This window comes from Lentzea sp. NPDC005914 (assembly GCF_040629405.1).
Taxonomy (GTDB): Bacteria; Actinomycetota; Actinomycetes; order Mycobacteriales; family Pseudonocardiaceae; genus Lentzea.
The window spans coordinates 118,723-142,062 of record NZ_JBEXVQ010000014.1; the positions used below are offsets into that span (position 1 = coordinate 118,723).

Annotated in this window: 24 protein-coding genes; 9 read left to right on the top strand and 15 right to left on the bottom strand. The window is 68.7% G+C overall.

Features of this window, described 5'->3' with window-relative positions; genetic code table 11:
• Positions 1–525 carry a GNAT family protein gene (locus ABZ345_RS21150; RefSeq protein WP_359851119.1) on the top strand — a complete coding sequence of 175 codons (525 nt, stop codon included), beginning with the start codon at positions 1–3 and terminating at the stop codon, positions 523–525.
• Here the strand turns inward: ABZ345_RS21150 and ABZ345_RS21155 are convergent.
• Positions 518–1,096: a TetR family transcriptional regulator gene (locus ABZ345_RS21155; protein WP_359851122.1), complete on the bottom strand. Its 579-nt coding sequence runs from the start codon at positions 1,094–1,096 to the stop codon at positions 518–520. The two genes, ABZ345_RS21150 and ABZ345_RS21155, sit on opposite strands and share 8 nt — an antisense overlap.
• Positions 1,097–1,174: 78 nt before the next feature.
• Between ABZ345_RS21155 and ABZ345_RS21160 the strand changes: the two genes are divergently transcribed.
• Both ABZ345_RS21160 and ABZ345_RS21165 read left to right on the top strand, forming a co-directional pair.
• Positions 1,175–1,654, top strand: coding sequence for a DUF2975 domain-containing protein (locus tag ABZ345_RS21160; RefSeq protein WP_359851125.1), 480 nt, complete (start codon positions 1,175–1,177; stop codon positions 1,652–1,654).
• The gene (locus ABZ345_RS21165) at positions 1,654–1,872 is read left to right on the top strand and encodes a helix-turn-helix transcriptional regulator (RefSeq protein WP_045318418.1); all 219 of its coding nucleotides are present in this window, start codon (positions 1,654–1,656) and stop codon (positions 1,870–1,872) included. Before ABZ345_RS21160 ends, ABZ345_RS21165 begins: the two co-directional genes overlap by 1 nt.
• Here ABZ345_RS21165 and ABZ345_RS21170 read toward each other — a convergent pair.
• Entirely contained in the window at positions 1,869–3,104 is a 1,236-nt protein-coding gene (locus ABZ345_RS21170) for a glutamate mutase L (protein WP_359851129.1), read from the bottom strand. The genes ABZ345_RS21165 and ABZ345_RS21170 overlap by 4 nt on opposite strands.
• Before the next feature lie 17 nt (positions 3,105–3,121).
• On the opposite strand from ABZ345_RS21170, the gene ABZ345_RS21175 reads away from it, so the two are divergent.
• Positions 3,122–3,727 (top strand): hypothetical protein, encoded by a 606-nt coding sequence (locus ABZ345_RS21175; RefSeq protein WP_359851132.1) that lies wholly within the window; start codon positions 3,122–3,124, stop codon positions 3,725–3,727.
• On the opposite strand, the gene ABZ345_RS21180 is transcribed toward ABZ345_RS21175, so the two are convergent.
• The 9 genes from ABZ345_RS21180 to ABZ345_RS21220 all read right to left on the bottom strand — a co-directional run bounded on the left by ABZ345_RS21180 (position 3,724) and on the right by ABZ345_RS21220 (position 12,958).
• The gene (locus tag ABZ345_RS21180) at positions 3,724–4,179 is read right to left on the bottom strand and encodes a MarR family transcriptional regulator (protein WP_359851135.1); all 456 of its coding nucleotides are present in this window, start codon (positions 4,177–4,179) and stop codon (positions 3,724–3,726) included. The genes ABZ345_RS21175 and ABZ345_RS21180 overlap by 4 nt on opposite strands.
• Before the next feature lie 11 nt (positions 4,180–4,190).
• A complete protein-coding gene (locus tag ABZ345_RS21185; protein WP_359851138.1) occupies positions 4,191–5,933 on the bottom strand; it encodes an alpha-L-fucosidase in 1,743 nt (580 codons plus the stop codon).
• Between the two features lie 60 nt (positions 5,934–5,993).
• Positions 5,994–7,532: an amino acid permease gene (locus ABZ345_RS21190; RefSeq protein WP_359851141.1), complete on the bottom strand. Its 1,539-nt coding sequence runs from the start codon at positions 7,530–7,532 to the stop codon at positions 5,994–5,996.
• Positions 7,533–7,661: 129 nt separating this feature from the next.
• Positions 7,662–8,585, bottom strand: a complete 924-nt coding sequence (locus ABZ345_RS21195; protein WP_359851144.1) for a cation diffusion facilitator family transporter — start codon at positions 8,583–8,585, stop codon at positions 7,662–7,664.
• A gap of 62 nt (positions 8,586–8,647) precedes the next feature.
• On the bottom strand, positions 8,648–9,862 hold the full coding sequence (manA, locus tag ABZ345_RS21200) for a mannose-6-phosphate isomerase, class I (RefSeq protein ID WP_359851147.1): 1,215 nt from the start codon (positions 9,860–9,862) through the stop codon (positions 8,648–8,650).
• 19 nt (positions 9,863–9,881) lie between these two features.
• Complete coding sequence (locus ABZ345_RS21205) at positions 9,882–10,946, bottom strand: hypothetical protein (protein WP_359851150.1); 1,065 nt, start codon at positions 10,944–10,946, stop codon at positions 9,882–9,884.
• 4 nt (positions 10,947–10,950) lie between these two features.
• On the bottom strand, positions 10,951–11,151 hold the full coding sequence (locus tag ABZ345_RS21210; protein ID WP_359851153.1) for a Trm112 family protein: 201 nt from the start codon (positions 11,149–11,151) through the stop codon (positions 10,951–10,953).
• 12 nt (positions 11,152–11,163) lie between these two features.
• A complete protein-coding gene (locus tag ABZ345_RS21215; protein WP_359851155.1) occupies positions 11,164–12,516 on the bottom strand; it encodes a phosphomannomutase/phosphoglucomutase in 1,353 nt (450 codons plus the stop codon).
• A gap of 82 nt (positions 12,517–12,598) precedes the next feature.
• Positions 12,599–12,958, bottom strand: coding sequence for a DUF3499 domain-containing protein (locus ABZ345_RS21220; RefSeq protein ID WP_359851158.1), 360 nt, complete (start codon positions 12,956–12,958; stop codon positions 12,599–12,601).
• 93 nt (positions 12,959–13,051) lie between these two features.
• On the opposite strand from ABZ345_RS21220, the gene ABZ345_RS21225 reads away from it, so the two are divergent.
• The gene (locus ABZ345_RS21225; RefSeq protein ID WP_359851409.1) at positions 13,052–13,495 is read left to right on the top strand and encodes a metallopeptidase family protein; all 444 of its coding nucleotides are present in this window, start codon (positions 13,052–13,054) and stop codon (positions 13,493–13,495) included.
• Between the two features lie 547 nt (positions 13,496–14,042).
• Here the strand turns inward: ABZ345_RS21225 and ABZ345_RS21230 are convergent.
• Together ABZ345_RS21230 and ABZ345_RS21235 are read right to left on the bottom strand one after the other, a co-directional pair.
• Positions 14,043–17,198, bottom strand: coding sequence for a glycosyltransferase family 2 protein (locus tag ABZ345_RS21230; protein ID WP_359851161.1), 3,156 nt, complete (start codon positions 17,196–17,198; stop codon positions 14,043–14,045).
• 39 nt (positions 17,199–17,237) lie between these two features.
• Entirely contained in the window at positions 17,238–17,543 is a 306-nt protein-coding gene (locus ABZ345_RS21235; RefSeq protein WP_051769582.1) for a WhiB family transcriptional regulator, read from the bottom strand.
• A 245-nt stretch (positions 17,544–17,788) separates the two neighbouring features.
• Here ABZ345_RS21235 and ABZ345_RS21240 point away from each other — a divergent pair, with 245 nt between their 5' ends.
• The 4 genes from ABZ345_RS21240 to ABZ345_RS21255 are packed head-to-tail and all read left to right on the top strand — an operon-like array spanning position 17,789 to position 21,370.
• Positions 17,789–18,544, top strand: a complete 756-nt coding sequence (locus ABZ345_RS21240; protein WP_359851164.1) for a site-2 protease family protein — start codon at positions 17,789–17,791, stop codon at positions 18,542–18,544.
• 33 nt (positions 18,545–18,577) lie between these two features.
• Entirely contained in the window at positions 18,578–19,531 is a 954-nt protein-coding gene (gene cofD, locus ABZ345_RS21245) for a 2-phospho-L-lactate transferase (protein WP_359851167.1), read from the top strand.
• On the top strand, positions 19,524–20,846 hold the full coding sequence (locus tag ABZ345_RS21250; protein ID WP_359851169.1) for a coenzyme F420-0:L-glutamate ligase: 1,323 nt from the start codon (positions 19,524–19,526) through the stop codon (positions 20,844–20,846). The genes cofD and ABZ345_RS21250 overlap by 8 nt, the downstream gene beginning before the upstream one ends.
• A complete protein-coding gene (locus tag ABZ345_RS21255) occupies positions 20,843–21,370 on the top strand; it encodes an NUDIX domain-containing protein (RefSeq protein ID WP_359851171.1) in 528 nt (175 codons plus the stop codon). Before ABZ345_RS21250 ends, ABZ345_RS21255 begins: the two co-directional genes overlap by 4 nt.
• On the opposite strand, the gene ABZ345_RS21260 is transcribed toward ABZ345_RS21255, so the two are convergent.
• Positions 21,367–22,248, bottom strand: a complete 882-nt coding sequence (locus ABZ345_RS21260; protein ID WP_359851174.1) for a DNA-3-methyladenine glycosylase 2 family protein — start codon at positions 22,246–22,248, stop codon at positions 21,367–21,369. The two genes, ABZ345_RS21255 and ABZ345_RS21260, sit on opposite strands and share 4 nt — an antisense overlap.
• Entirely contained in the window at positions 22,241–23,308 is a 1,068-nt protein-coding gene (locus ABZ345_RS21265) for an NDP-sugar synthase (protein WP_359851176.1), read from the bottom strand. The genes ABZ345_RS21260 and ABZ345_RS21265 overlap by 8 nt, the downstream gene beginning before the upstream one ends.
• Positions 23,309–23,340 lie beyond the last annotated feature (32 nt).

Below are 23,340 nucleotides of genomic sequence, written 5' to 3' on the forward strand. Positions count from 1 at the left end.
ATGCTGACCGGAGACCTTGTTCGACTGCGGCCCGTCGAGCCCGAGGACGCTGACGCGTTCTTCCGCTGGCACAACGACGAAGAGGTCATGCGGTGGCTGCACAGCTACTACCACTCGTCGTTGGCGTCCGCGCGCAAGCGGTTCGGTGACCGGCAGGAGAACTCGCACGAGCGGGTGACGTTCTGCATCGAGACGCTGGAGGAGCGCAAGCTCATCGGCGTTGTCGTGCTGCGGGACGCGGATCCGATCAACGCGCGGGCCGAGGCCGACATCTACATCGGCGAGAAGGATCATTGGGGCGGCGGCTACGGCACCGATGCGCTGCGCACGGTCTGCCGGTACGGGTTCGACACGATGCGGCTGCACTCGATCGAGCTCTGCGTCGTGGAGGAGAACGCCCGTGCCATCCGGTCCTACGAGAAGGTCGGATTTCAGGTGGACGGGCGGTATCGGCAGTCGTTCTTCCGCGACGGCAAGTGGCACGACGCCCTGCTGATGTGCGTGCTGCGGGACGAGCTCACGTAAGCGCAGGCGCGAGGTGGCTGATCGCCTCGCGCAGATGGTCCTCCACGGACGTCGCAGGCACCACGACCAGGCCGGACGGGCGCAGGTCCACCCACCGCTGCACGCCGATCCGCGCCGCCGCCGACACCGCGGCGGCCAGGACCTCGGCGCCCAGCGGGTCCTTGCCCAGTCGTTCGGCGATCACCTCGGCGATCGGCGGTTCCATGGACGCCGTGGAGTCGAGGTAGGCCTCGCGCAGCGCCGGCGTCGAGTTGATCAGGGCGAGAGCCTCGGACGGCGGTTCGCGGTACTGCTCGGCGAACGCGGTGATGATCGACTCGACCAGGGGCTCGCCCGCGGGACGCGAGCGCAGTGCGGAGGCCACGGCTAGGGCGCGGGTGGCCGTGATGCCCGCGACGATCGCCTGCTCGCGGCTCGCGAAGTAGTTGTTGTAGGTGCGCGGGGAGACGTTCGCCGCCTCGGCGATCTCGTCGACGCGCACGTTGTCGGCGCCCTTCTCCAGGGCGAGGCGCAGTGCGGCGGCCGACAGCGCCGCTCGGGTCTCTGTTTTCTTGCGCTCACGCAGTCCCACGGCGATCACTGTAGAGACCTGTTGCAACACGATCACTACCGATTGACTTTCGATAGATCACTACCGATACTCGATCGCATGATTTCTGAACGCTGGGCGGTGATCGCCCTCCGGTTCTTCCTGGTCGCGCTGTTCGGGATCCTCGTCGTGCTCGAGACGTTGTCGATCCCGGGCTCGTACAGGTACATGGCCGAGCAGAACCCGGACCAGGCCTGGATGAGGTGGCCGTCGACGATCGTCGCGGTGTTCTGGGTGGTGTGCGTGCAGGTGGTGATCGTGGCCACGTGGAAGCTGCTCACGTTGGTGCGCAAGGATCTGATCTTCACCGACGCCGCGATCAGGTGGGTCGACGTGATGGTCTGGGCGATCGCGGCCGCGTGGGTGGTGCTGGTGGGTGTGTTCGTCTACCTCGGCTTCATCGCCGACGACCCCGGGGTGCTGGTGTTGTTCTTCTTGTTCACGACGGGGGTTTCGGTGATCGGGCTCGTGATGATCGTGATGCGGGCGCTGCTGCAACGGGCGACGACGCTGCGCGCCGACATGGAGTCGGTGATCTGATGGCGATCATCGTGCGCATCGACGTCGAGCTGGCCAAGCGCAAGATGAGCGTCGGCGAGTTCGCGGAGAAGGTCGGGCTGACGCCGGCCAACGTCGCGGTGCTGAAGAACGGCCGGGCGAAAGCCGTGCGGTTCAGCACCTTGGAAGCCATGTGCCGGGTGCTGGAGTGCCAGCCGGGCGATCTTCTCGAGTTCGTCGACGAGGAGGAGTCCGCCTAGGTCAGTCGTTTCGCCAGTCGGTCGGCGGCCTCGAGCCGCCCCGACTCGGCGAGCAGGCCCACCGGTGCCAGGACGTAGTCGCGGTCGACGGTGATCTCGGCGGTGCGCAGGATCGGCCTGAGGACTGGGTCGCTGCGCAGAGTTTCCACCACCGGCGTGATGTCGGGCGTGTGCCGGAAGACGCCGCCAGAGAGCACCAGCAGGCCCGCGCCGTGGGGTCCGAGCTGGCCGTCGACCTGGCGGAGGTGGCGGCGTACGGCCAAGATCGCCGCGAACGACGCCAGCTTCACGTCCACGGTCGGGTCGTCGGGAAGCCAGCCGACGTTCTCGGCACGTTTGCGGGCCTCCTCGGTGAGGTCCTCGGTGGTCAGGCGTTCCGCGTGGGCCTCCTTGACCACGCCCGGCGCGGACCAGCGCATGCCGAGATCTCCCTCGACCGTGCGGCGATCGGGTGGCAGCGCGACCGTCCGTTCCAGACCCTCGCTGTCCGCCGTGGACACCGCCGAGTAGACGTCCGTGGTCGCGCCGCCGACGTCCACCACCAGCACGGCACCCTCACGGTCCTGCGCGGCGAGTCTCGATACACCCGCCAACACCGCGTCAGGCGTCACGGCACGCACGAGCTGACGGAACCTCGGACCACGCGAGAGACCCTTGCCGCCGATCACGTGCTGCAGGAACGCCGCGCGGATCGCCTTGCGGGCCGGTTCGGGCGCGAGCTGACCGACGTCCGGGAGCACGTTCGGGCAGGCCATGACGGTCCTGGCTGCGAGCAGCCTCTGCGCCTCCGGCTGTGCCTCGACGTTGCCCGCGAGCACGATCGGCACGGCCACGCGGGCGAGCTTCGCGGCGTTGTGCAGCAGGACGGACTGATCGCCGCCGTCGGTGCCGCCGACCAGCAGGATCAGGTCCGGTTCGGTGGCTCGCAGGGCTTTCACGTCGACAGGGCCCGCGCTGACGTGCACGATCTTGGCGCCCGCACTCAGCGCAACCCGATAGCCGGCCTCGGCGCTCACCACGCGTTCCTGGCCCACGACCGCGAGCCTGAGCCCTCCGCCGGCCGACGAGCACGCCAGGATCTCGCCGTCACCGACTTGGGCGCGCAGGGCGTCGATGCCGCGCAGCACCTCGGGAGGCGTGGTCGGATGCTGTCCGGTCCGGACGAGCTCGCCTTCGGGGGTGATGAGGGCGGCCTTGGTCCAGGTGGAACCGACGTCGAGGCAGAGGATCACGGGGCAAGCTTGCCACCATGAAGCTCACGCCCAAGGTGATCCTCGAAGGCACGCGCCTGACCGGCAAGACGGACCTGGCCTACGCGCTCAACGAGCACCCGCGTCTCGTCGGTCACCGCAAGTACCGCTACCACTCGCCGTTGATCTCGGCGGAGTGGAGCGGGTTCAGCAACGAGCCGTGGGGGCGCGGGCTGATCGACTTCTCGCTGGAAGAGACGCCGCACGCGATGGAGACCTACGAGACGTGGGTGCGGATGTTCGAACTGCAGCGCTACTACTCGTGGATCGTCGACCGGTTCCACCTGTCCACGATGGCGTATCAGGCGCGGCAGGGGCGGGAGTTCGACTTCGGGTGGCTGGAGGAACGGCTGAAGCCGCTCAACTTCGCGATCGTGCTGTGCACCCGGCCGGATGACACGTTCGAGGAGGCGCGGGTGGAGCGGCTGAAGATCAGCGCGAACCCGAAGCAGTACGCGTCGCTGGAGCCGTTCATCGAGGAGCAGAAGCAACTCCGGGAGCTGGCCACGAAGTCGATCCTGCCCGTGTTCGAGTTCGACGTGACCCGGCACGGGCCGGACGACGTCGCCGACTTCCTCGAAGAACGCGACCTGCTGACCCTCTAGTCGTCGGCCTTCTCGTGCACGACCTGCATGAAGCCGCCGAGCTGCGCGAGCTGCTCCGGCGTGAACAGGTCGATCAGGTACGCGCGGACGGTGGTGACGTGACCGGGCGCGGCGGACTGCAGCAGGTCCTTGCCCGCGTCGGTCAGCACGGCGAGGATGCCGCGCTCGTCGGACTCGTGCGGTTCGCGCCGCACGAGTCCCGACTTCTCCAGCTTGCCGATCTGGTAGGTCAGCGAGCTCTTCGACACCACGACGCGGCGGGCGAGCTCGGTCATGCGCATGCGGTTGCCCGGCTGTTCGGACAGCACGACCAGCACGTTGTACTGCGCGTGCGAGAGGCCCGCATCGCGCTGCAACTGCTGTTCGATCTGCCTCTCGAGGAGGTGGTACGCCTGGACGAAGTGGTGCCAGGCGTTGCCTTCCTCCTCCGAGAGCCACCGCGCGTTTCCCATGAGTCCGCAGGTTAGTTGGTGTAGAGCTGTTCCACGGGGACAACCTGCTGGTTTTGGTTCGGGGAGGTCCACAGCAGCTTGAAGTGGGCCTCGCCGGTCTTCTCCGCGTAGTCGACCTTGATCGAGTACTTCTTCCCCGCCTGCAAGGCGATCGTGCCCTTGTCGATGCGGGCCTGGTGGGCCGCGGACGCGTCGATCACGAGCTTGCCGTCGAGCCACACCTTGGCGATCTCGTCGGAGACCGCGAGGAACGTGTAGGTGTCGCTGAACCTCGGCTGCACGAAGCCGGTCCAGCGCGCGGAGAAGTTGTCGCCGCCGTCGAAGCGCCAGGCGAAGTTGAGCGACCTGTCCGTGCCGGCGGTGGGCGTGCCGGTCCAGTTGTTCGACGGGAAGTACTGGGCTTTGAGGCCGTTCCCGGTTCCGGTCGGCGCTGCCTGCTCACCGCGGACGGTCAGCTCGATGACGGTCGCGACGTCGTTCGTCTTGGCACCGCTGGGTTTCACGTCGTAGCCGTCGCCCGCCTTCGTGACGGTGACGGCCTGCGGGCTGCCGATGACGCGCGCTGCCGTGACCTCGAACTGCTCGAGAACCTTGAGGTGCAAGGAGTTCGACCAGTCGTAGACGCTGAGGTAGAGCTTGTCGCCCTTGCGTGACACAGCACCCCAGGACGGGTCCTCGACCCACAGTGCGGCCTGAGCGCCGTAGACCGCGTCACCGTGCTGCGCGAGCCAGGAACCCATGGCGCGCAAGCGATCCGACTCAGGTGCGGGAATGCGGCCGAGCTTGTCCGGGCCGACGTTGAGCAGATAGTTGCCGCTGCGCGAGGCGATGTCGACGAGGTTGCGGGTGAGGGTGGTCGAGCTCTTGAAGTTCTTGTCCCACTTGGCGAATCCCCACTTCGAGGGGATCGTCATGCAGGACTCCCAGAGCTGGCCGTCGATCGGCGCGGACGGGAAGGTCTGCTCGGGCGTGCCGAAGTCGCCGTCGACGACACGGCGTTCCTTGACGCCCGGCGCCCGCTTGGAGATCCGGTTGTTGATGAGCAGGTCCGGGTCCTTGGCCTTGAGGAACGTCTCCAGCTCCGCGCCGTCCTGCTTGGTCCACGGGTTCGGCGGGTTGTCGGTGTCCCAGTCGCCGTCGAACCACAGCAGCGCCGGGTCGTAGTTGTCGATCAACTCGGTGAGCTGGGCGCGCATGCGGGCCTTGTAGCGCGCGAAGTTCTGCGTCGACCGCGCGTCCGGGTCGTGCCAGTCCCAGATCGAGTAGTAGAGGCCGAGCTTGATGCCCTGCTTGTCGGCCTCGGCCTTGAGCTCGGCGAGCACGTCGCGCTTCTTGTCGAACGCCGAGTGGTCGCGCAGGTTCCACTTGTTGACCTTCGTGGGCCACATCGCATAACCGTCGTGATGCTTCGACGTGATGACGATGTACTTCTGCCCCGCCGCTTTCGCCGTGCCGACGATGGCCTTGGCGTCGAACTGGGCGGGGTTGAAGGACTTGACCAGCCGCTCGTAGTCGGCGGTCGGGACCTTGCACTTGTTCATGATCCACTCGGCGTCCTGACAGAGGGAGCCGTCGGACCTCTTGTACTCGCCCTCGAGCTGCGAGTAGCCGCCGAAGTGGATGAACATGCCGAAGCGGGCGTCCTGGAACCACTGCGTGCGGGGCGACGTGAACGGGTCGTCCACCGCGTGATTCGGGCCAGGACCAGCCAAAGGCAGCACCGCCAGCAGCGCTGCGACCAGCGCGTGGAGCATCGGACTCCTCCTCCAAGCTCATGGCGGCACCATGAGCTTGGAGGAAGAGAGGTCCGATGTCTAGATGCCTGGTTCTTCGCCGTGCCTGACGACCGGTTCCGACTGGACCGGCGCGGAGCCCCTCTTGGCGAGCACCGAGTTGCGGCGGCTGTAGGAGAAGTAGACGACGACACCGATCGCCATCCAGATGATGAACCGGACCCAGGTGAGCGCGGTCAGGTTCAGCATCAGCCACAGGCAGGCGAGGATCGCGAGGATCGGCACCAGCGGCACGAGCGGCACCCGGAACCCGCGCGACAGGTCGGGCCGCGTCCTGCGCAGCACCCACACCCCCGCCGAGACCAGGATGAACGCGAACAGCGTGCCGACGTTCACCATCTCTTCGAGAACGCCCGCGTTGAAGAAGCCGGCCACGACGGCCACCAGCACACCGATGATGATCGTGATGCGCGTCGGCGTGCCGTGGCTGCCCGTCTTCGCCAGGCCGCGCGGCAGCAGACCGTCACGCGACATCGCGAACAACACGCGGCTCTGGCCGAGCATGAGGACCATCACCACCGTGGTCAGACCGGCGAGCGCGCCGACCGAGATGACCGTGGCGGCCCAGCCGACACCGTTGTCCGCGAACGCGCTGGCGAGCGTGGCGCGCGTGCCGTCGGCCTGGGTCTTGAGCTTCTCGTAGGGCACCATGCCGGTGATCACCAGCGTCACGGCCACGTACAGCACGGTGACGATCGCGAGCGAACCGAGAATGCCCCGCGGCACGGCCTTCTGCGGGTTCTTGGTCTCCTCCGCCGTGGTCGCCACGACGTCGAACCCGATGAACGCGAAGAACACGATCGACGCGGCCGCGAGCATGCCGAGCACGCCGTACGTGCTCCCCGAGTAACCGGTGATCAGGGAGAACAACGACTGGTCGATCCCCGAGTGCGCGGCACTGCCCTCAGCGGCCGGCGGGATGAACGGACTGTAGTTCTCCGCCTTGATGTACCCGATGCCGAGCACGATCACCAGCAGCACCACCGCGACCTTGACGGCCGTGATGACCGCGCTGACCCGCGACGACAACTTGGTGCCCAGCACCAGCAACACGGTGAGAACACCGACCAGCAGGATCGCGCCCCAGTCGAACTGGAACGGCCCGCCGAGCTTGAACGCCGTCTTCACGTCGACGCCCACCAGCCCGAGCGTCGTCTGCAGGTACGCCGACCAGCCCTTGGCCACCGCAGCCGACCCGACCGCGAACTCCAGCACCAGGTCCCAGCCGATGATCCAGGCCGCGAACTCGCCGAACGTCGCGTAGGAGAACGTGTACGCGCTGCCCGCCACCGGCACCGTGGACGCGAACTCGGCATAGCAGAGCGCCGCCAGCGCACACGCGATCGCCGCCAGCACGAAGCTCAGGGAGACCGACGGCCCCGCCAGGTTTCCGGCGGTGCTCGCGGTGAGAGTGAAGATGCCGGCACCGATCACGACCGCGACGCCGAAGACCGTGAGGTCCCAGGCGCTCAGGTCTCTGCGGAGCTTGGTCTCCGGCTCGTCCGTGTCCGCGATCGACTGCTCGATCGACTTGGTGCGCCACAACCCGTTCCCCGGCACGGTGCATACCTCCTTGATGTACCTATTCGGCCACCCTAGAGGTATCCAGCATGCGAGATCCCTACAGCTCGCTTCCGAACGCAGAAGGGACCCTTTCGCGTACGAAAGGGTCCCTCGTGAGCGAAACGGTCAGGAGCTGGTGACCGTCGAGCGGTCCAGATCCGGCTCCAAGTAGATGAGGCGAGCGTGCGGCACCTTGTTCCGCACCCGCTCCTCCGCATCGTTTATGGCCTGAGCCACCTCGTCCAGCGGCAGCTGCGGCTCCAGCGCGATCTTCGCGGCCACCAGCAGTTCCTCAGGCCCGATGTACTGCGTCTTGATGTGGATGACGCGCTGCACCTTGCCCGCCGCCAGCTCGTCGCAGATCAGATCGAGGTCGGCGTCGGACGCGCCCTCGCCGATCAGCAGCGACTTCATCTCGATGATCAGGATCACCGCGATGATGCCCAGCAGCACACCGATGGCGATGGTGCCGAGCGCGTCGAACACCGGGTCACCGGTCAGCGTCGTGAGGCCGACACCCAGCAGGGCGAGCACCAGACCGAGCAGCGCGCCGGCGTCCTCCAGCAGCACGACCGGCAGCTCCGGCGTGCGGGACTGACGGATGAAGCCCCACCAGCTGACGTTGCCCTTGATCTTCTTCGACTCGCTGATGGCGGTCATGAAGCTGTAGGTCTCGAGGCCGATCGCCACGACGAGGATCGCGACCGCGACGAGCGGGCTGTCCAGCGGCGCCGGTTCCTGCAGCTTGTGGATGCCCTCGTACAGCGCGAAGACCGAGCCGAGGCTGAACAGCATCAGGGCCACCACGAACGACCAGAAGTACCGGTCGCGGCCGTAGCCGAACGGGTGCAGCCTGGTGGCCTGGCGCTGGGCCGTCTTCTGGCCGAGCAGCAGCAGGCCCTGGTTGGAGGTGTCCGCGACCGAGTGCACGGCCTCGGCGAGCATCGATGACGATCCGGTGATCGCGAAGCCGATGAACTTGGCCACCGCGATACCCGCGTTCGCCGCCAACGCCGCGATGATGGCCTTGGTCCCGCCCCCTGCTGACACGCCTGTCTCCTCGCTGAGCCCGTTCCGGCCAGAAATAAGTCTGGTTTGTCCGGTCGTGAACCTTAGTCGTTCCCGGCCGTGGCGCGGAAAAGTTGAGCGGATTCAACACCATCCGGTCGCACGATTACCGCTGGGTCCGACGCCGGCAGCCACACGGACTGGCCGCGCCCCAAACGAATCTCGTCGCCGCGGGCGTTCGTCAGCACCGCCGCGCCCGCAGTGCAGATCAGGATCTGCGGGCCGTCGTGGTTGATCCGGGCCTCGTCGACGAGATCCAGGCGCGACAGCTCGAACTCCGGCGCGGGCGTGCGGTACACGCGGACGCCCGGCGCGACTTCCTCGCCGGTCGACACCGGCATGTCGCCGCACGTGAAGTCCAGCACACGCAACAACTCGGGCACGTCGACGTGCTTCGGGGTGAGGCCGCAGCGCAGGACGTTGTCCGAGTTCGCCAGGATCTCGATGCCGGTGCCGCGCAGGTACGCGTGCAGGTTGCCGGCGGGCAGGTGGATCGCCTCGCCGGGCTGCAGCACGATGCGGTTCAGCAGCAACGCCGCGAGCACGCCCGCGTCGCCGGGGTAGGACTCGCCGAGCTCCAGGATCGTGCGGCATTCCAGGTCGAACTCGCCGTGCTCCTTCACGTGCAGCACGCACGCGTCGAGCACCTGCGGCAGCAACGAGCTCAACGACGTCTGCGGCAGCGTGATCAGCATCGTGAACAGGGCACGCAGGCCCGACGAGTCCGGCTGCGCGACCAGCATCTCGGTGTAGGGCGACAACGCGGGCGCGTCCAGGGTGCGCAGCAGCGAGATCGTTCGCGAAGGCTCGCGGAAACCCGCCAGCGCGTGGAACTCGGTCAGCGCGCAGATCAGCTCGGGCTTGGCGGCCGGGTCCTTGTAGTTGCGCACCGCGGCGTCGCGCGGCACACCGGTGGACTCCTCCTTCGAGAAGCCCTCCGCGGCCTGCGCGGCGGAGGGATGTGCCTGCAGGCTCAGGGCTTCCTCGGCGGCGAGCACCTTGAGCAGGAACGGAAGCCTGCTTCCCCACCGGTCCGCGAGACGCGGGCCGAGCTGGCCGCCGGGGTCCGCCGACAGCAGCTCGAGCAACGAGCGCTGCACGCCGTCCGCGCCGGTCACGCGGGACGGGTCGCCGGGGTGGGCGCCCATCCACAGTTCGGCTTCGGGATGGGGTGCGGGCACCTCCTTCCCGAGCAGCTCGGCGATGGCCGTGCGCGAGCCCCACGCGTACGGCCTTACCGCGTTGTGCAGCAGGTCCACTTCTAAGTCAGCTCCCAAATCAGTACGGGTTGCCGCCGAGAGTTCCGGCGGCGAGCCCGAGATACAGCGCGGCCAGTTCGAAGCGGAGTGCGAGCAGCGCGGCACTGACCGCGTCGCCTCCCGCCACCTCGACGGCCGGCTCCAAGACGTCGGCTCCCGGCAGGGCGTCCTCGGCGGCGTGCCGCACAGCATCGGCCACCGGGCCCTGGCGCACAGCCAGCAACAACACGCGCACCAGTCCGCTACCGGGTTCGTCGTCCGGGTCGGCGAACAGGTCCGCGCCAGAAGTCCCCTGCACTGCCCGGCGATGCAGCACCGGACGGGTCAGCGCCTGCGGATACCCGGCGACATCGGACGCGACACCGGCGAACGCCCCCAGCACACCCGCGCCGTGCACGCCCACCGACGTGGCGACCTCGTCGAGGCCCCACAGCAGCGGCGTGCGGTCGGCGACGCGCAGCGCCAGCGACTTCGCCGGGTTCACGAACGACTCGTGCATCGGGTGGTCGCGCTCGGCCTCGCGGTCGAGCTCGTCGGCGACGAGGCCGACGTCCACCTTGAGCAGGCCGAGCGAGTTCAGCACCACGAGCCACGCGCCGAGCGCGCGGTGGAAGCTGAAACCCGGCGGCACCTCGACGCGAGGTGCGAGCAGCACGGCCTGGCCGGCGGCGGCCGCGGCGACCGGACCGGAGTCAGGCGCCGTCAGCAGAGTCCGCGCGCCACGGCGGGCAGCGCGGTCGATCGACTCGGCGAGCACCCGGTCACCGGGGTCCTCGGTGTGGGCGAGCACCACGTCGAGCGCCCCGACCCACGGCGGCACCTCGTCGGACACCACGACCGGCACCGAGCAGCCGGGGCCGAGCAGCGCCATGACGACGCCCGCGACCGCGACCGCGTGGCCGGGCCTGGTGACCAGCACGACCGCGCGCGGGCGTTCGGAGAAGATCCGCTCCACGCCCGCGTCGGCCGCGGCCTCAGCGGTGGAACGGACCTGTGCTCCCGCCCGTGCGGCAGCGCGCAACCAGCCACCGGTGTCGGCGTCGGCGAGGCGGCTCGGGTCGTCGAGCAGCGTGTCGTCGAGCACCGGATCACTCAGCCGAGGGCGGCTCGACCGCCTCGTCCAGCAGCAGTACCGGGATGCCGTCGCGAACCGGGAACGAACGACCGCACGCGGTGCACGTGAGGAAGTCGGCCTCCGGGTCTTCGGGCGTCCCGAGCTGCAGCGGAGCGTGCTCGGGGCACGGGCAGGCGAGGATCTCCAGCAACTGCTCTTCGAGCTTGACGGCCACGGTGTTCTCTCCTCAGGCCCGCACGATCGCGAGGACCTCGTCGCTGAGCGCGGCGACGGCCTCGGGAGTGGCGGCTTCGACGTTCAGGCGCAGCAGCGGTTCGGTGTTCGAGGCTCGGAGGTTGAACCACGAACCATCTGCCAACTGGACGGTGAGACCGTCCAGCTCGTCGATCGTGACGCCGTCCTTCGAACCGTACGCGTCCTTGATGGCGGCGATGCGGCCCTGCTGGTCGGCGACCGTGGAGTTGATCTCACCGGAGGCGGCGTAGCGGTTGTAGACCTCGGTCAGCGTCGACAGAGGACCGTCCTGCTCACCCAGCGCGGCCAGCACGTGCAGCGCGGCCAGCATGCCGGTGTCCGCACGCCAGAAGTCGCGGAAGTAGTAGTGCGCCGAGTGCTCGCCACCGAAGATGGCGCCGGTCTTGGCCATCTCCTCCTTGATGAACGAGTGGCCGACGCGCGTGCGCACGGGCTTGCCACCGTGCTCGGTGACGATCTCCGGCACCGCGTGCGAGGTGATCAGGTTGTGGATGATCGTGCCGCCGGGGTCCTTCGCGAGCTCGCGCACGGCCACCAGCGCCGTGATGGCGGACGGGCTGACCGGGTCGCCGTTCTCGTCCACGACGAAGCAGCGGTCCGCGTCGCCGTCGAACGCGACACCGGCGTCCGCACCTTCAGCCTTCGTGCGGGCCTGAAGATCCACGATGTTCTTGGGGTCGAGCGGGTTCGCCTCGTGGTTCGGGAAGCTGCCGTCGAGCTCGAAGTACATGGGGATGACCTCGATGGGCAGGCCCTCGAAGACCTGCGGCACCGTGTAGCCGCCCATGCCGTTGCCCGCGTCCACGACGATCTTCAGCGGACGGATGCTCTTCAGGTCGACCAGCTGGTTCAGGTACGCCGCGTAGTCCACGAGCATGTTGCGCTCTTCGAACGTGCCGGGCGTCACGTCCTCCGCGTCCGGGACCTGGTTCTCGGCGTCCTGGCGGATCTGCGCGAGACCGGTGTCCTGGCCGACGGGGCTCGCGCCCGCGCGGCAGAGCTTGATGCCGTTGTACTGGGCCGGGTTGTGGCTAGCGGTGAACATGGCACCGGGCAGGTCCAGCTTGCCGGACGCGAAGTACAGCATGTCCGTGCTGGCCAGACCGATGCTGATCACGTTCACGCCCTGCGCCTGGGCACCCTCCGCGAACGCCCGCGACAGCCCGGGCGAGGAGTCGCGCATGTCGTGACCGATGACGATCGTCGGTCCACCGACCAGGCGCGCGAAGGCGGCGCCGAAGTCGCGGACCAAGCCGGCGTCCAGTTGCTCGCCGACCACCCCACGGATGTCGTACGCCTTGACGATGCCGGACAGGTCACGCACGCCGCACACTCCCGAAACTCGCTCTTGACGGCCACTGCCAGGGCAGCCTACCGGCGAGAAGATTAGTGATGCGTGTGGTCGCTCAGTCCTCGTGCGGATCAGGCAATACCCGCAGGTGACCACGCCTCTGTGTGCCGATGGGCACATCAGGCATCTTCGGGGTCACATCAGCCCGCCCAGCCTCACGCACGGCCTCAGCCAGGGCCGTCAGGTCGTCCACAGTCGGCTCGGGCGCCGCGAACTCACCCTGATGCCTCACGACCTCCCACCCACGCGGCGCCGTGAGCCGCAACGCGTGCTCCTCGCACAGGTCGTAGCTGTGCGGTTCGGAGTACGTGGCGAGCGGTCCGACGACTGCGGTGGAGTCCGCATAGGCGTAGGTGAGCGTGGCGACAGCCGGGTTAGCACACCCGGTTCGCGAGCACCGTCTCACGCTCCGCACGATCGGGGACGATAGCGCGTCCACGCGAGGCTGTGTGTGAGGCACGCTGTGTTTGCTCCCCGCTCGCAGCAACTAGGCTGCTCGGTTGTGGTGATGGCACGGGGTTCACGTCGACAGGACAGTCCACGTCGGCGCAACCGAGACAGGCACGGCCGAGGACTGCGCGGCCCTCTGTACCCAGCCACGCTCCCAGCCGCCCGCTCCCGAGCCGAACGCTTCGACGCCCTGGTCATCGAGGCTCTCGAACCGATCGAAGCCCGCTGGCGCACCGAGCTGACCCAGCTGGACGTGGCCGTGGACGACGTCCCAGACGTCCAGGTCGAAGGCGAAGACGGCGTGGTGGAGGACGGCAACGTCCCTCTGGCCCGCCTACTGCCCGCAGGCACCGACAACCGTGCCCGAATCGTTCTTTACCGCCGCCCCCTGGAAGCCCGCGCCAAGGACGGCGCCGACCTGGCCGACCTGGTGCACGACGTCCTGGTGGAACAGGTGGCCAACTACCTGGGCCTGGACCCGGACGTGATCGACGAGGGCTAGTGGTGGCCGCGCTCACACAGCCTCCCCCACAACCACCCGCCTGACGCCCACCAGCACAGCCCCCGGCGAGGCCGAAGGCGAGCAGTACCGATGGCGAAGCCGAGGCAAGGCGACGCCGAAGGCGAGCTGCTTGTCCCGTGCGCTTCGGGTGGGGTCCCGTCACGAGTCGTGCCTGATCGTCTGCCGCTCCGGCTCGGCTTGGGACGGGATCCCACCCGGACCGCACCACCTACGGAACTGGCAGCCGCCGAACGCACCAGGCGTGCCATCAACCCGCAAGCGGCGCTGGCTGGTCTTTGATCAGATTGGCGGGGTCCGGGGCGGAGCCCCGCGCCCTAAAACGTGACTCGCCAAACGCAAGGTGACCACCCGCCCGGTCGCGTCACGCACGGAACGTGACTCGCCCAACGCAAGGCGACCACCAACGCAACCCGCGTACGCAACGCGACCCGGCCCAACGCAAGGTGACCACTCACCCGGTCGCGGATCGCACGCAACGTGACCCGCCCAACGCAAGCCGACCCCACCCAACCCGCGTACGGAACCCCTACCCCCGACGCCGACTGGGAATCGCGGTCAACACCGTGAACAACCCAGCAGCAGCCTGCGCCAACAACAAAAAGTCCCTCAAAACCGTGGACATCTCCACCCGAACCTCAGCATCAGACCCAGGCAACGGCACCCCCACCAAATGCCCCCAAGCCCGAACCACCGGCACCCGCACCCCGTCCACGGACACCGTCCACCCAGGCTCGTCCTCAGCGGCCAACACCAGCACCCGCCCCTCCCCACCAGGCGAAACCCGAACGGCAACATCCGGCAGCGACACATTCACGGGCGCCACCCCCACAGCCGCCAACTCAGCAGGCGGCTCCCCACCGGTCCGAGCCCGACGAGCCAAGTCGGGCCCAAGAAGCACCCCGGTATCCGCAGCAAGCCGAAGCCGAAGCACGGGACGCCCATCCGAAGCGGGAGGCGCCACCGAGACCAGTTCCCCACCAGCAGCCCGAACCCGCTCAGCCACCTCCGACGACGGCAACACCACGAACGAAACCCCGGACGAAGCAGCCTGAGCCAAAGCCGAGGTAACCGCCGCCCCGGCCCCGTCCATCAACGCCGTGTTCCACCGCCGCAACCGGGCAGGCGACGACACGGTGGGCACCAGATCGTCATCCCCGAACGCCGGCATCCGCCCGGCAACCTGCCGAACAGGCGAACCGAGGATCAACACGGACCGCCCGGTCCGTTCCAGCTCAGCCGTCAATGAGGCCGAAAGCCGAACCCCACCATCAGCCTTCAACGGCCCCGACCGCAGATCCAGCACCCCGGCCACCCCGAGGCTGACCATCGTCACCACCCCAACGAGGTACACGGCCCGCCGCACGGAAACCTGCCCAGCCACACCAGGCGGAACCCCGCGCTGACACCCGGCCAGCACCACACACACGAGCCCCCACCCCAGGATGACCAACGGCGTCCCGGGCCAGGCCTGAACAGCGGCGACCGCGGCCAGTGCCCCGATCGCCAGCACGATCACCAACAGCCCAGGCAACATCGCCGCGTTGGGCCGCAACACAGCGGCAGCGAACGCCGCCGCCACGAACACAGAGCACACGATCAGGTTGGGCGGAGGCGAGGAGAACGCCGCCCCGAGCCCGTTCAACACCATCTCGGGGTGTTGCAACAACACCGCCGGCCAAGGCAGCAACAACGCCATAGGCAGCAACACGATGGCGAACAGGGCAGCGATCCGCCGCGCCCCGCCCGACACCGCGATGAACCCGCCGAGGGCACCCACGATGACCACCACGTGGGTCAACGGCGAGAACGCCCCGAGAACAGCGACCCCTATCGCCGTCCCAGAGGCCATCGGCAACCAGGCGTGCGTGGACGACGCGCGCAACACCGCGTACACCCCGGCGAACACCACGGGCGTCACGACGTGGACGACGACAACGTCCAGCCGTCCCTCAGCCACCGCGGTAGTGGCCACCGGCAGCAGCCCGTAGAACGCCGCCACCACCGCGCGCACGGACCGTCGCACGCGCATGCCGCGTGACGCGATGTAGGCCGACAACGCCGCGAGGGGAATATCTCCGAGCAACAACAACGCGACCGCGAACGAAGGCCCGCCCGGTATCAGCCCCAGCACGGCCAGTGCGGCGGGAGCCGGAGCCGCGGTCCCGCCGAACACCGGGTGCCAGGACGCCAGGTAGGTCGACCAGACCGACCCCAGCGACCCGACCGGAAGCAGCCTGCCGCCGGCCAGGTCGAGCCCGAGGCGCGACCAGTTGGCCACCACCGCGACGATCGACAGTCCCAGCACCAGCAGCACCGGCGGGGCCAGCACGAGTGATCGCAGCACCCTCGACTGGTCGACCTCGACGAACACCATCTCCGACCCGCGCGGGCCTGGCGAAGGCCGGGGCCGCGGTGACGGACGCAGAGCCCCTGGCAACGCGGCGTCGACCGGCACGACGACCGGAGGGCGGCGCAACCCGGCGACCCGAGGGCGGCCGCGACCGGCGCCGGCGGGCAGAGCGGCAGGCCCGACCGGGCGAGTGTCCACTTCGGATGGTTCGAGCCAGGCCGAACGAGCGTCGGACGCGGGCAGACGACCGAGAGCGGCGTCCGCCTCGACGCGGCGGCGGATCAGGAACGCGGCACCGGCGCGCAGGGCGTTGCGGAACCTGGTGAGTCGCGAGGTGAACAACCCGCGGACGACGGCGGAACCGCGGCGCGCCCGGCGTCCCTGCAGCAACTTGCCGCGTGTCAGGAGGTAACGCGCCGCGCCCACTTCGGCGTGCGCGTCGGCGAAACGTCGGAGGAACAGGAAACCCAAAGCCCGCAGCAAAGACAGAAACAGCAGGCGTGGCAGTCCGATGAGGAACGAGAAACCCGAGGTGTTGACGAGAAACGTGCGCATGCCGTGCGCGCGATCGACGCCACGAAAGGATGGGCCCGGACGAGCCATCGCCGCGTCCAAACGACGTGCGCCTTTAGTCGCGGCGCGCGCATGTCGCATGCGTGCGACCGGTACGCACAGGACCAAATGACCCGCGCGATTAGCGCGCCAGCCGAAGTCGATGTCGTCGCGCAGGAGCGGCATCGCCTCGTCGTAGCCGCCCAGCTCGTGCCAGACCTCGCGGCGGATCAACGAACCCGCGGACGACACCGCGAGCACTTCGGTGCTCTGCTGGAACGACGCCGAATGCTCGGCGGACGAGAGGCCGGTCTGTCGATGTCCTGAAGAATCCGTCGACAGACCTGCCTCGACGACCAGACGAGAATCCACCCAATCGAGGCACAGCGGACCCAGCACGGCAGCGGAGGGCGACACCTCGGCCGCGGTGAGCAGGGCGGCCAGGCAGTCGGGTTCGGGCGCGCTGTCGTCGTGCAACAACCACAGCCATTTGCCGGGGTCGCCCCATCGTTCGACGGCGTGTTCCACCGCGACACGCACGGCGGTGCCGAACCCCGCACCACGGGGCAGGGTCAGCACGCCGTCCAGCAGATCTTCCGCCTCGGCAAGAACTTTCGCGGTGCGATCGTGGGATCCGGTGTCGACCGCGATCACGTGCCTGGGGCGAATCCGCTGACGCCGCAAGGCGGACAGCGCGGTGCTGAGCCACTGGTCGCCGTCGTGGCAGACCAGGACGCACAGCACCGGCGCGGTCCGTAGCCTCGGGTGAGGACTTGTCACGTCCTCAAGTTAAGGCACAAAGATCACACTTCTGACCGGCTAGACGACTCGCTTCTTCAGCTTGCGGCGTTCCCTCTCCGAGAGACCGCCCCAGATGCCGAAGCGTTCGTCGTGCTGGAGTGCGTACTCAAGGCACTCCGAACGAACCTCGCAGCCCAGGCAGATGCGCTTGGCCTCCCGCGTCGAACCACCCTTTTCGGGGAAGAACGCCTCGGGATCGGTCTGCGCGCAAAGCGCACGCTCCTGCCAGTCCTGCTCGTCGGCAGGGTCGAACAGGTACGACAGCTCGCCCTGTACGACCGGCTGCGTGACGTGATCTTCTTCGAGTTCTTCGAATTCCTGCATATCGTCCGCCTCCTCGCCTTCCGCTCTCCCCGGTTGGCGGACGCCAGACGCCGTTCCCACAACGACGAATGACACCGATGTGATTACACCTGCGTCACAGCGGGCGGTCAAGCGGAGTCCACACGTCGGGGGATATTCGCGCGGATGGCCGCAAAAACCTTGACTAGCAGCACGGACAGTGATTCAGGTGTTGCAACGGGTCCCCGAACGGCCCACCTCGCCAGGCGACACGCCACACTGGTGGGGTGAAGCGATCAGCGGTGCGCCCCAGTCCACTGTTCCTCGGTCTGCTCGCGGCAACCGCCGCCGGAGCTGCTCTCACCCTGCTCGAAGGTGACGTCGCCATCATCTCGGGCACCATCCTCTTCGTACTCGCCGGGTGGGCGGTGACGCTGTGCCTGCACGAGTTCGGGCACGCCGCCGTCGCGTACAAGGGCGGCGATTTTTCCGTACGCGACAAGGGTTATCTGACCCTCGACATCCGTCGTTACACCGACCCGGTGCTGAGCATCGTGCTGCCGCTGGTGCTGCTCGCGTTCGGCGGAATTCCCCTTCCGGGCGGCGCCGTGTGGATCAACCACCACGCGCTGAGGTCGAAGAAGATCGAGTCGTTGGTCTCACTCGCGGGGCCGGTCACGAACCTCGTGCTCGGCGTGATCCTCGCGGGAATCGTCACGCTGTTCTCGCCGCCTGCCGCGCTCGCGGGCGCAATTTCGTACCTGGCTTTGTTGCAGGTGATCGCGTTCGTGCTGAACATCCTGCCGATTCCCGGTCTGGACGGCTGGGGTGTTTTGGAACCGTTCATGTCGTACAAGGCGCAGCAGTTCGGGCAGAAGGCCCGGCCGTGGGCGCCGCTGATCCTGTTCGCCCTGCTGATCGCCTTCGCCGAGGTGAACCGGCTCTTCTTCGCGCTGGCCTCGACGGTCTTCGAGCTGGTCGGCGGCGACACGAGCTCGGCGGGCTCCGGCGTCGTCGCGTTCATGTTCTGGCGCTACCTGTAGGCCTGTCGGACCCTTGTGGAAGCATGGCTTGGCGTGAAGGTCGTAGCACTGGTCGGCGGGGTCGGCGGAGCCCGGTTCCTGCAGGGACTCAAGCAACTCGGGGCTGACGTCACCGCGGTGGTCAACACCGGGGACGACGTGTGGATGCACGGGCTGCGCATCACGCCCGACCTCGACACCTGCATGTACACGCTGGGCGGCGGGATCGACACCGAACGCGGCTGGGGCCGCGAGAACGAGTCGTGGACCGTCAAGGAGGAGCTGGCCGCCTACGGCGCCGAGCCGACGTGGTTCGGGCTCGGCGACCGGGACATGGCCACGCACCTCGTTCGCACCAGGATGCTGCGCGCCGGCTACCCGTTGTCGGCCGTCACCGAGGCGCTGTGCGACCGCTGGAAGCCGGGCGTGCGGCTGCTGCCGATGTCCGACGACCGGGTGGAGACGCACGTCGTCGTCGAGCTGGACGGCGAACCGCGTGCCATCCACTTCCAGGAGTGGTGGGTCAAGCACCGGGCCGGCATTCCGGCGCAGTCGTTCGCGTTCGTGGGCGCCGAGGCCGCCACCGCCGGGCCCGGCGTGCTGGACGCGATCGCCGAGGCGGACGCGGTGATCCTGGCCCCGTCCAACCCCGTTGTGAGCATCGGCACGATCTTGAACGTGCCCGGTGTGCGGGACGCGTTGCGCAAGACCGACGCCGGTGTCGTGGGGCTGTCGCCGATCATCGGCGGCAAACCGTTGCGGGGCATGGCCGACGCTTGTTTGGACGCGATCGGTGTCGAGACCTCGGCTGAGGCGGTCGGGCGGCTGTACGGCTCCCGCAAGTGCTCTGAAGACGGCATTCTCGACGCGTGGCTGGTGCACACCGGCGACCGCGCGGACGTGCCGGGTGTCGCGGTTCGCGCGGTTCCGCTGCTGATGTCCGATGTGGACGCCACGGCGCAGATGGCCCGTGCCGCGCTGGAGCTGGCCGGAGTCGAAGTTGACTGATCACGCCGCCGGCGCGCTGGAGCTGCTGCCGGTCCTCGGTCTGCCGGAATTTCGCCCCGGCGACGACCTGGCCGCCGCGATCGCGTCCGCCGCGCCCTGGCTGCGCGACGGCGACGTGCTGGTCGTGACGTCCAAGGTGCTGTCCAAAGTGGAGGGCAGGCTCGTTCGCGTGCCCGCCGACCCGGAGGAACGCGACAGGATCCGGCGCGAGCACGTCGAGGCCGAGTCCGTGCGGGTGCTCGCCCGCAAGATGCGCACGCTGATCACCGAGAACAAGCTCGGCATCGTGCAGGCAGCGTCCGGTGTCGACGCCTCGAACGTGGCGGGCGACGAGATCGCGCTGCTGCCCGTGGATCCGGACGGGTCCGCGACGGCGTTGCGCGGTGCGTTGAAGGGTCTGCTCGGCATCGAGATCGCCGTGGTGGTGACCGACACGATGGGCCGCGCGTGGCGGATCGGCCAGACCGACGCCGCGATCGGCGCGTCCGGCATCCGCGTGTTGCACGACTACGCCGGTGCGGTCGACGAGCACGGCAACGAGCTCGTCGTGACCCAGGTGGCGATCGCGGACGAGATCGCGTCGGCCGCGGACCTGGTCAAGGGCAAGCTCGGCGCGGTGCCGGTGGCGGTGCTGCGCGGGTTCGAGGTGGTGGACGACGGGTCGTCCGCGCGTGATCTGACCCGGCCGACCCACGAGGACCTGTTCCGGCTCGGCACGGAGGAGGCGCTGGCCCAGGGTCGTGCCGAGGCCGTGCTGATGCGCAGGTCCGTGCGGTTCTACTCGGATGAGCCGGTCGATCTCGCTGTTCTGAAGCGTGCTGTCGGGGCGGCGTTGACCGCGCCCGCTCCGCACCACACGAAGCCGTTGCGGTTCGTGCTGGTGCGGGAGAAGCGCGATGAGCTGCTGCGGGCGATGCGGGAGCAGTGGTCGAGCGATCTGCGCGGCGACGGGTTCACCGACGAGCAGATCGCGCGCCGGCTCAAGCGCGGTGACCTGCTGGTCGAGGCACCGGAGATCGTGGTGCCGTTCCTGGTCCGCGACGGGTCTCACGCGTATCCGGATCCGCGCAGGTCGGACGCCGAGAAGACGATGTTCACGGTCGCCGGTGGCGCCACCGTGCAGGGCCTGCTGGTGGCACTGGCCGCCGAGGGGCTCGGCTCGTGCTGGGTATCGTCGACGATCTTCTGCGCGGACCTCGTGCGCTCCGTGCTGGGCGTGCCGCAGGACTGGGAGCCGCTGGGCGCGGTGGCGGTCGGGCATCCGGCCGAGCCGCTGACGCCCCGCGAGCCGCTGGAAGGGCTGATCGAGCTGTGACACTGCACGACGACGCGGTCTCCACGCTGAGCCGGTTCGCCGGCCAGGACGCGTTGAAGGAGGCCTACCTGGGCTTCCTGGCGGCCCGTGAGGACGCCTGCATGCGCTCCTGCGAGCCGGGACACCTCACGGCCTCAGCGCTCGTCCTGGACGCCACGGCGGAGCACGCACTGCTGACGCTGCACCCGCGCGTGGGCCGGTGGCTGCAGCTCGGCGGCCACTGCGAGCCCGAGGACGTGTCCTTGGCCGCGGCGGCGTTGCGCGAGGCCACCGAGGAGTCCGGCATGCGCGGGCTGCGGATCGAGCCGACGCCGATCCACCTCGACGTGCACCCGATCACGTGCTCGCTCGGGAAGCCGACGCGGCACTTCGACGTGCGGTTCCTGGTGCGGGCTCCGATGGGCGCGCAGCCGGTCCGGTCCGCCGAGTCGGTCGACCTGCAGTGGTGGCCGCTGGACTCGTTGCCGGACAACGTGGACGACCTGCACCCGCTGATCGAGAGCGCGTTGGCGCGGTTGCGTTAGAACTTGCGGTAGTCGCGCGGCGAGAACCTCGGGGCTCGCCGCGGCCGCCGCATGCCCGCCGACTCCAGGTACATGACCGCGCGGTGGCGTTGCGGCTTGTACGGCTCCAGCAGCCCCATCATGGCGTCGTCGTCGCCTGGTGTGCCGGTCAGCGCCCACGTGACGTTCTTGGCGACGTGGTAGTCGCCGACGCTCACGGCGTCCGGGTCGCCCCACGACCGCTGGGCCACCTCGGCTGAGGTCCACACGCCGATTCCGGGCACCTTCTCCAGCAGCTCACGGCTGCGCATCTCGGCGGCCTTCTCGAGGCGGTGTGCGACCTGGGCGGCGTTGATCAGCGTGCGGCGGCGAGCCCCGTCGAGCCCGCACTGGTGCCACTCCCAGTCCTGCAGGCCGAGCAACCGTTGAGGTGTCGGCGGGACCTTCAAAGGCATGGGACCGGGAGCCGGTTCGCCGAACCGGCGGCCCAGTTCGCGCCACGTCCGGAACGCCTCCGTGCCGGTGACCTTCTGCTCCAGGATCGAGGCGAACAGCAGGTCCCAGACCCGTCCGGTCGAGCCGAGCCGCAGGCCGGGCCGGCGACGGCGTGCTTCCGCGATGACGTCGTGGTGGGCGACGAACTCGTCCACCGGGTCGTCCGCGCCGAGCAACGCGGGCAGGCCGTCCAGCAGCCACACCCCGCCGTCGCCCCACGCCTCGGCCTCGATCGCGTCGGAGGTACGTCTGACGTGCAGAGTTCCCGGACCGCACGGGGTGTTCGCCGCGAACCAGATGCCGCCCTCCGCGGAGAAGGACGGGTCACCGGGTCCGCGGCGCAGCCCTCCGAGCACCGCGCCCAGGTCCAGTGGGAACGGTGGTGTCCAAGATCTCCTAGGCATCCGTCGAGAAGCGCACGCCGGCCTCGGGCAGCACCACACCCGGCCACACGCGCGCCCCGCCGATCAGCTCGCACCGAGCACCGATCACGGCCGAGTCGCCCACGACAGCGTCCCGCAACACGGCACCGGCCTGCACCAGAGCACCGGCACCGACGATCGAGCGCTCCACCACGGCGTTCTCGCCGACGACCGCGCCGTCGAACAGGATCGCCCCGTCCAGCACCGCGCCCTCGGCCACGGTGCAGTTGGCACCCACCGCCGAGCCACCGCGAACCGTGGCGCCCTCGTGGACGGCAGAGCCCTCCAGCACCAGGAAGTCGCCCGGCTGTGCAACCGCGGCCGACGGCGCGACGCCGCGCACCAGGTCGGCCGAGCCCTGCACGAACGCCTCCGGCTTGCCCAGGTCGAGCCAGTAGGTGGCGTCGACGTGACCCTGCAGGCGACGACCGGCCTCCAGCAGACCGGGGAACGTCTCGCGCTCCACCGACACCGGACGCCCGGCCGGGATGGCGTCGATCACCTCGCGCTTGAAGACGTAGCAACCGGCGTTGATCTGGTCGGTCGGCGGGTTCTCGGTCTTCTCCAGGAACGCCTGCACGCGGCCCTCGTCGTCGGTCGGCACGCAGCCGAACGCGCGCGGGTCCGCGACCTTCACGAGGTGCAGCGTGACGTCCGCCTCGTGCTTGCGGTGCGTGTCCACGATCCCCGTCAGGTCGACACCCGACAGGATGTCGCCGTTGAAGACCATCACGTCGGGTTCGCGCAGCTTGTCCGCGACGTTGCGGATGGCACCGGCGGTGTCGAGCGGCACTTCTTCGACCACGTACTCGAGCTCGAGCCCGAGCCTGGATCCGTCACCGAAGTACTCCTCGAAGACTTCGGCCTTGTAGGACGTGCCGAGCACCACGTGCGTGATGCCGACCTCCTTGATCCGCGACAGGAGGTGCGTCAAAAATGGCACCCCCGCGGTCGGCAGCATGGGCTTGGGAGCGGACAGGGTCAGCGGGCGAAGACGGGTGCCCTTGCCCCCGACCAGCACCACAGCTTCGACGCCGTGCACCTTTTTCCTCCTCCGCGTTACAGCGAGCCGTT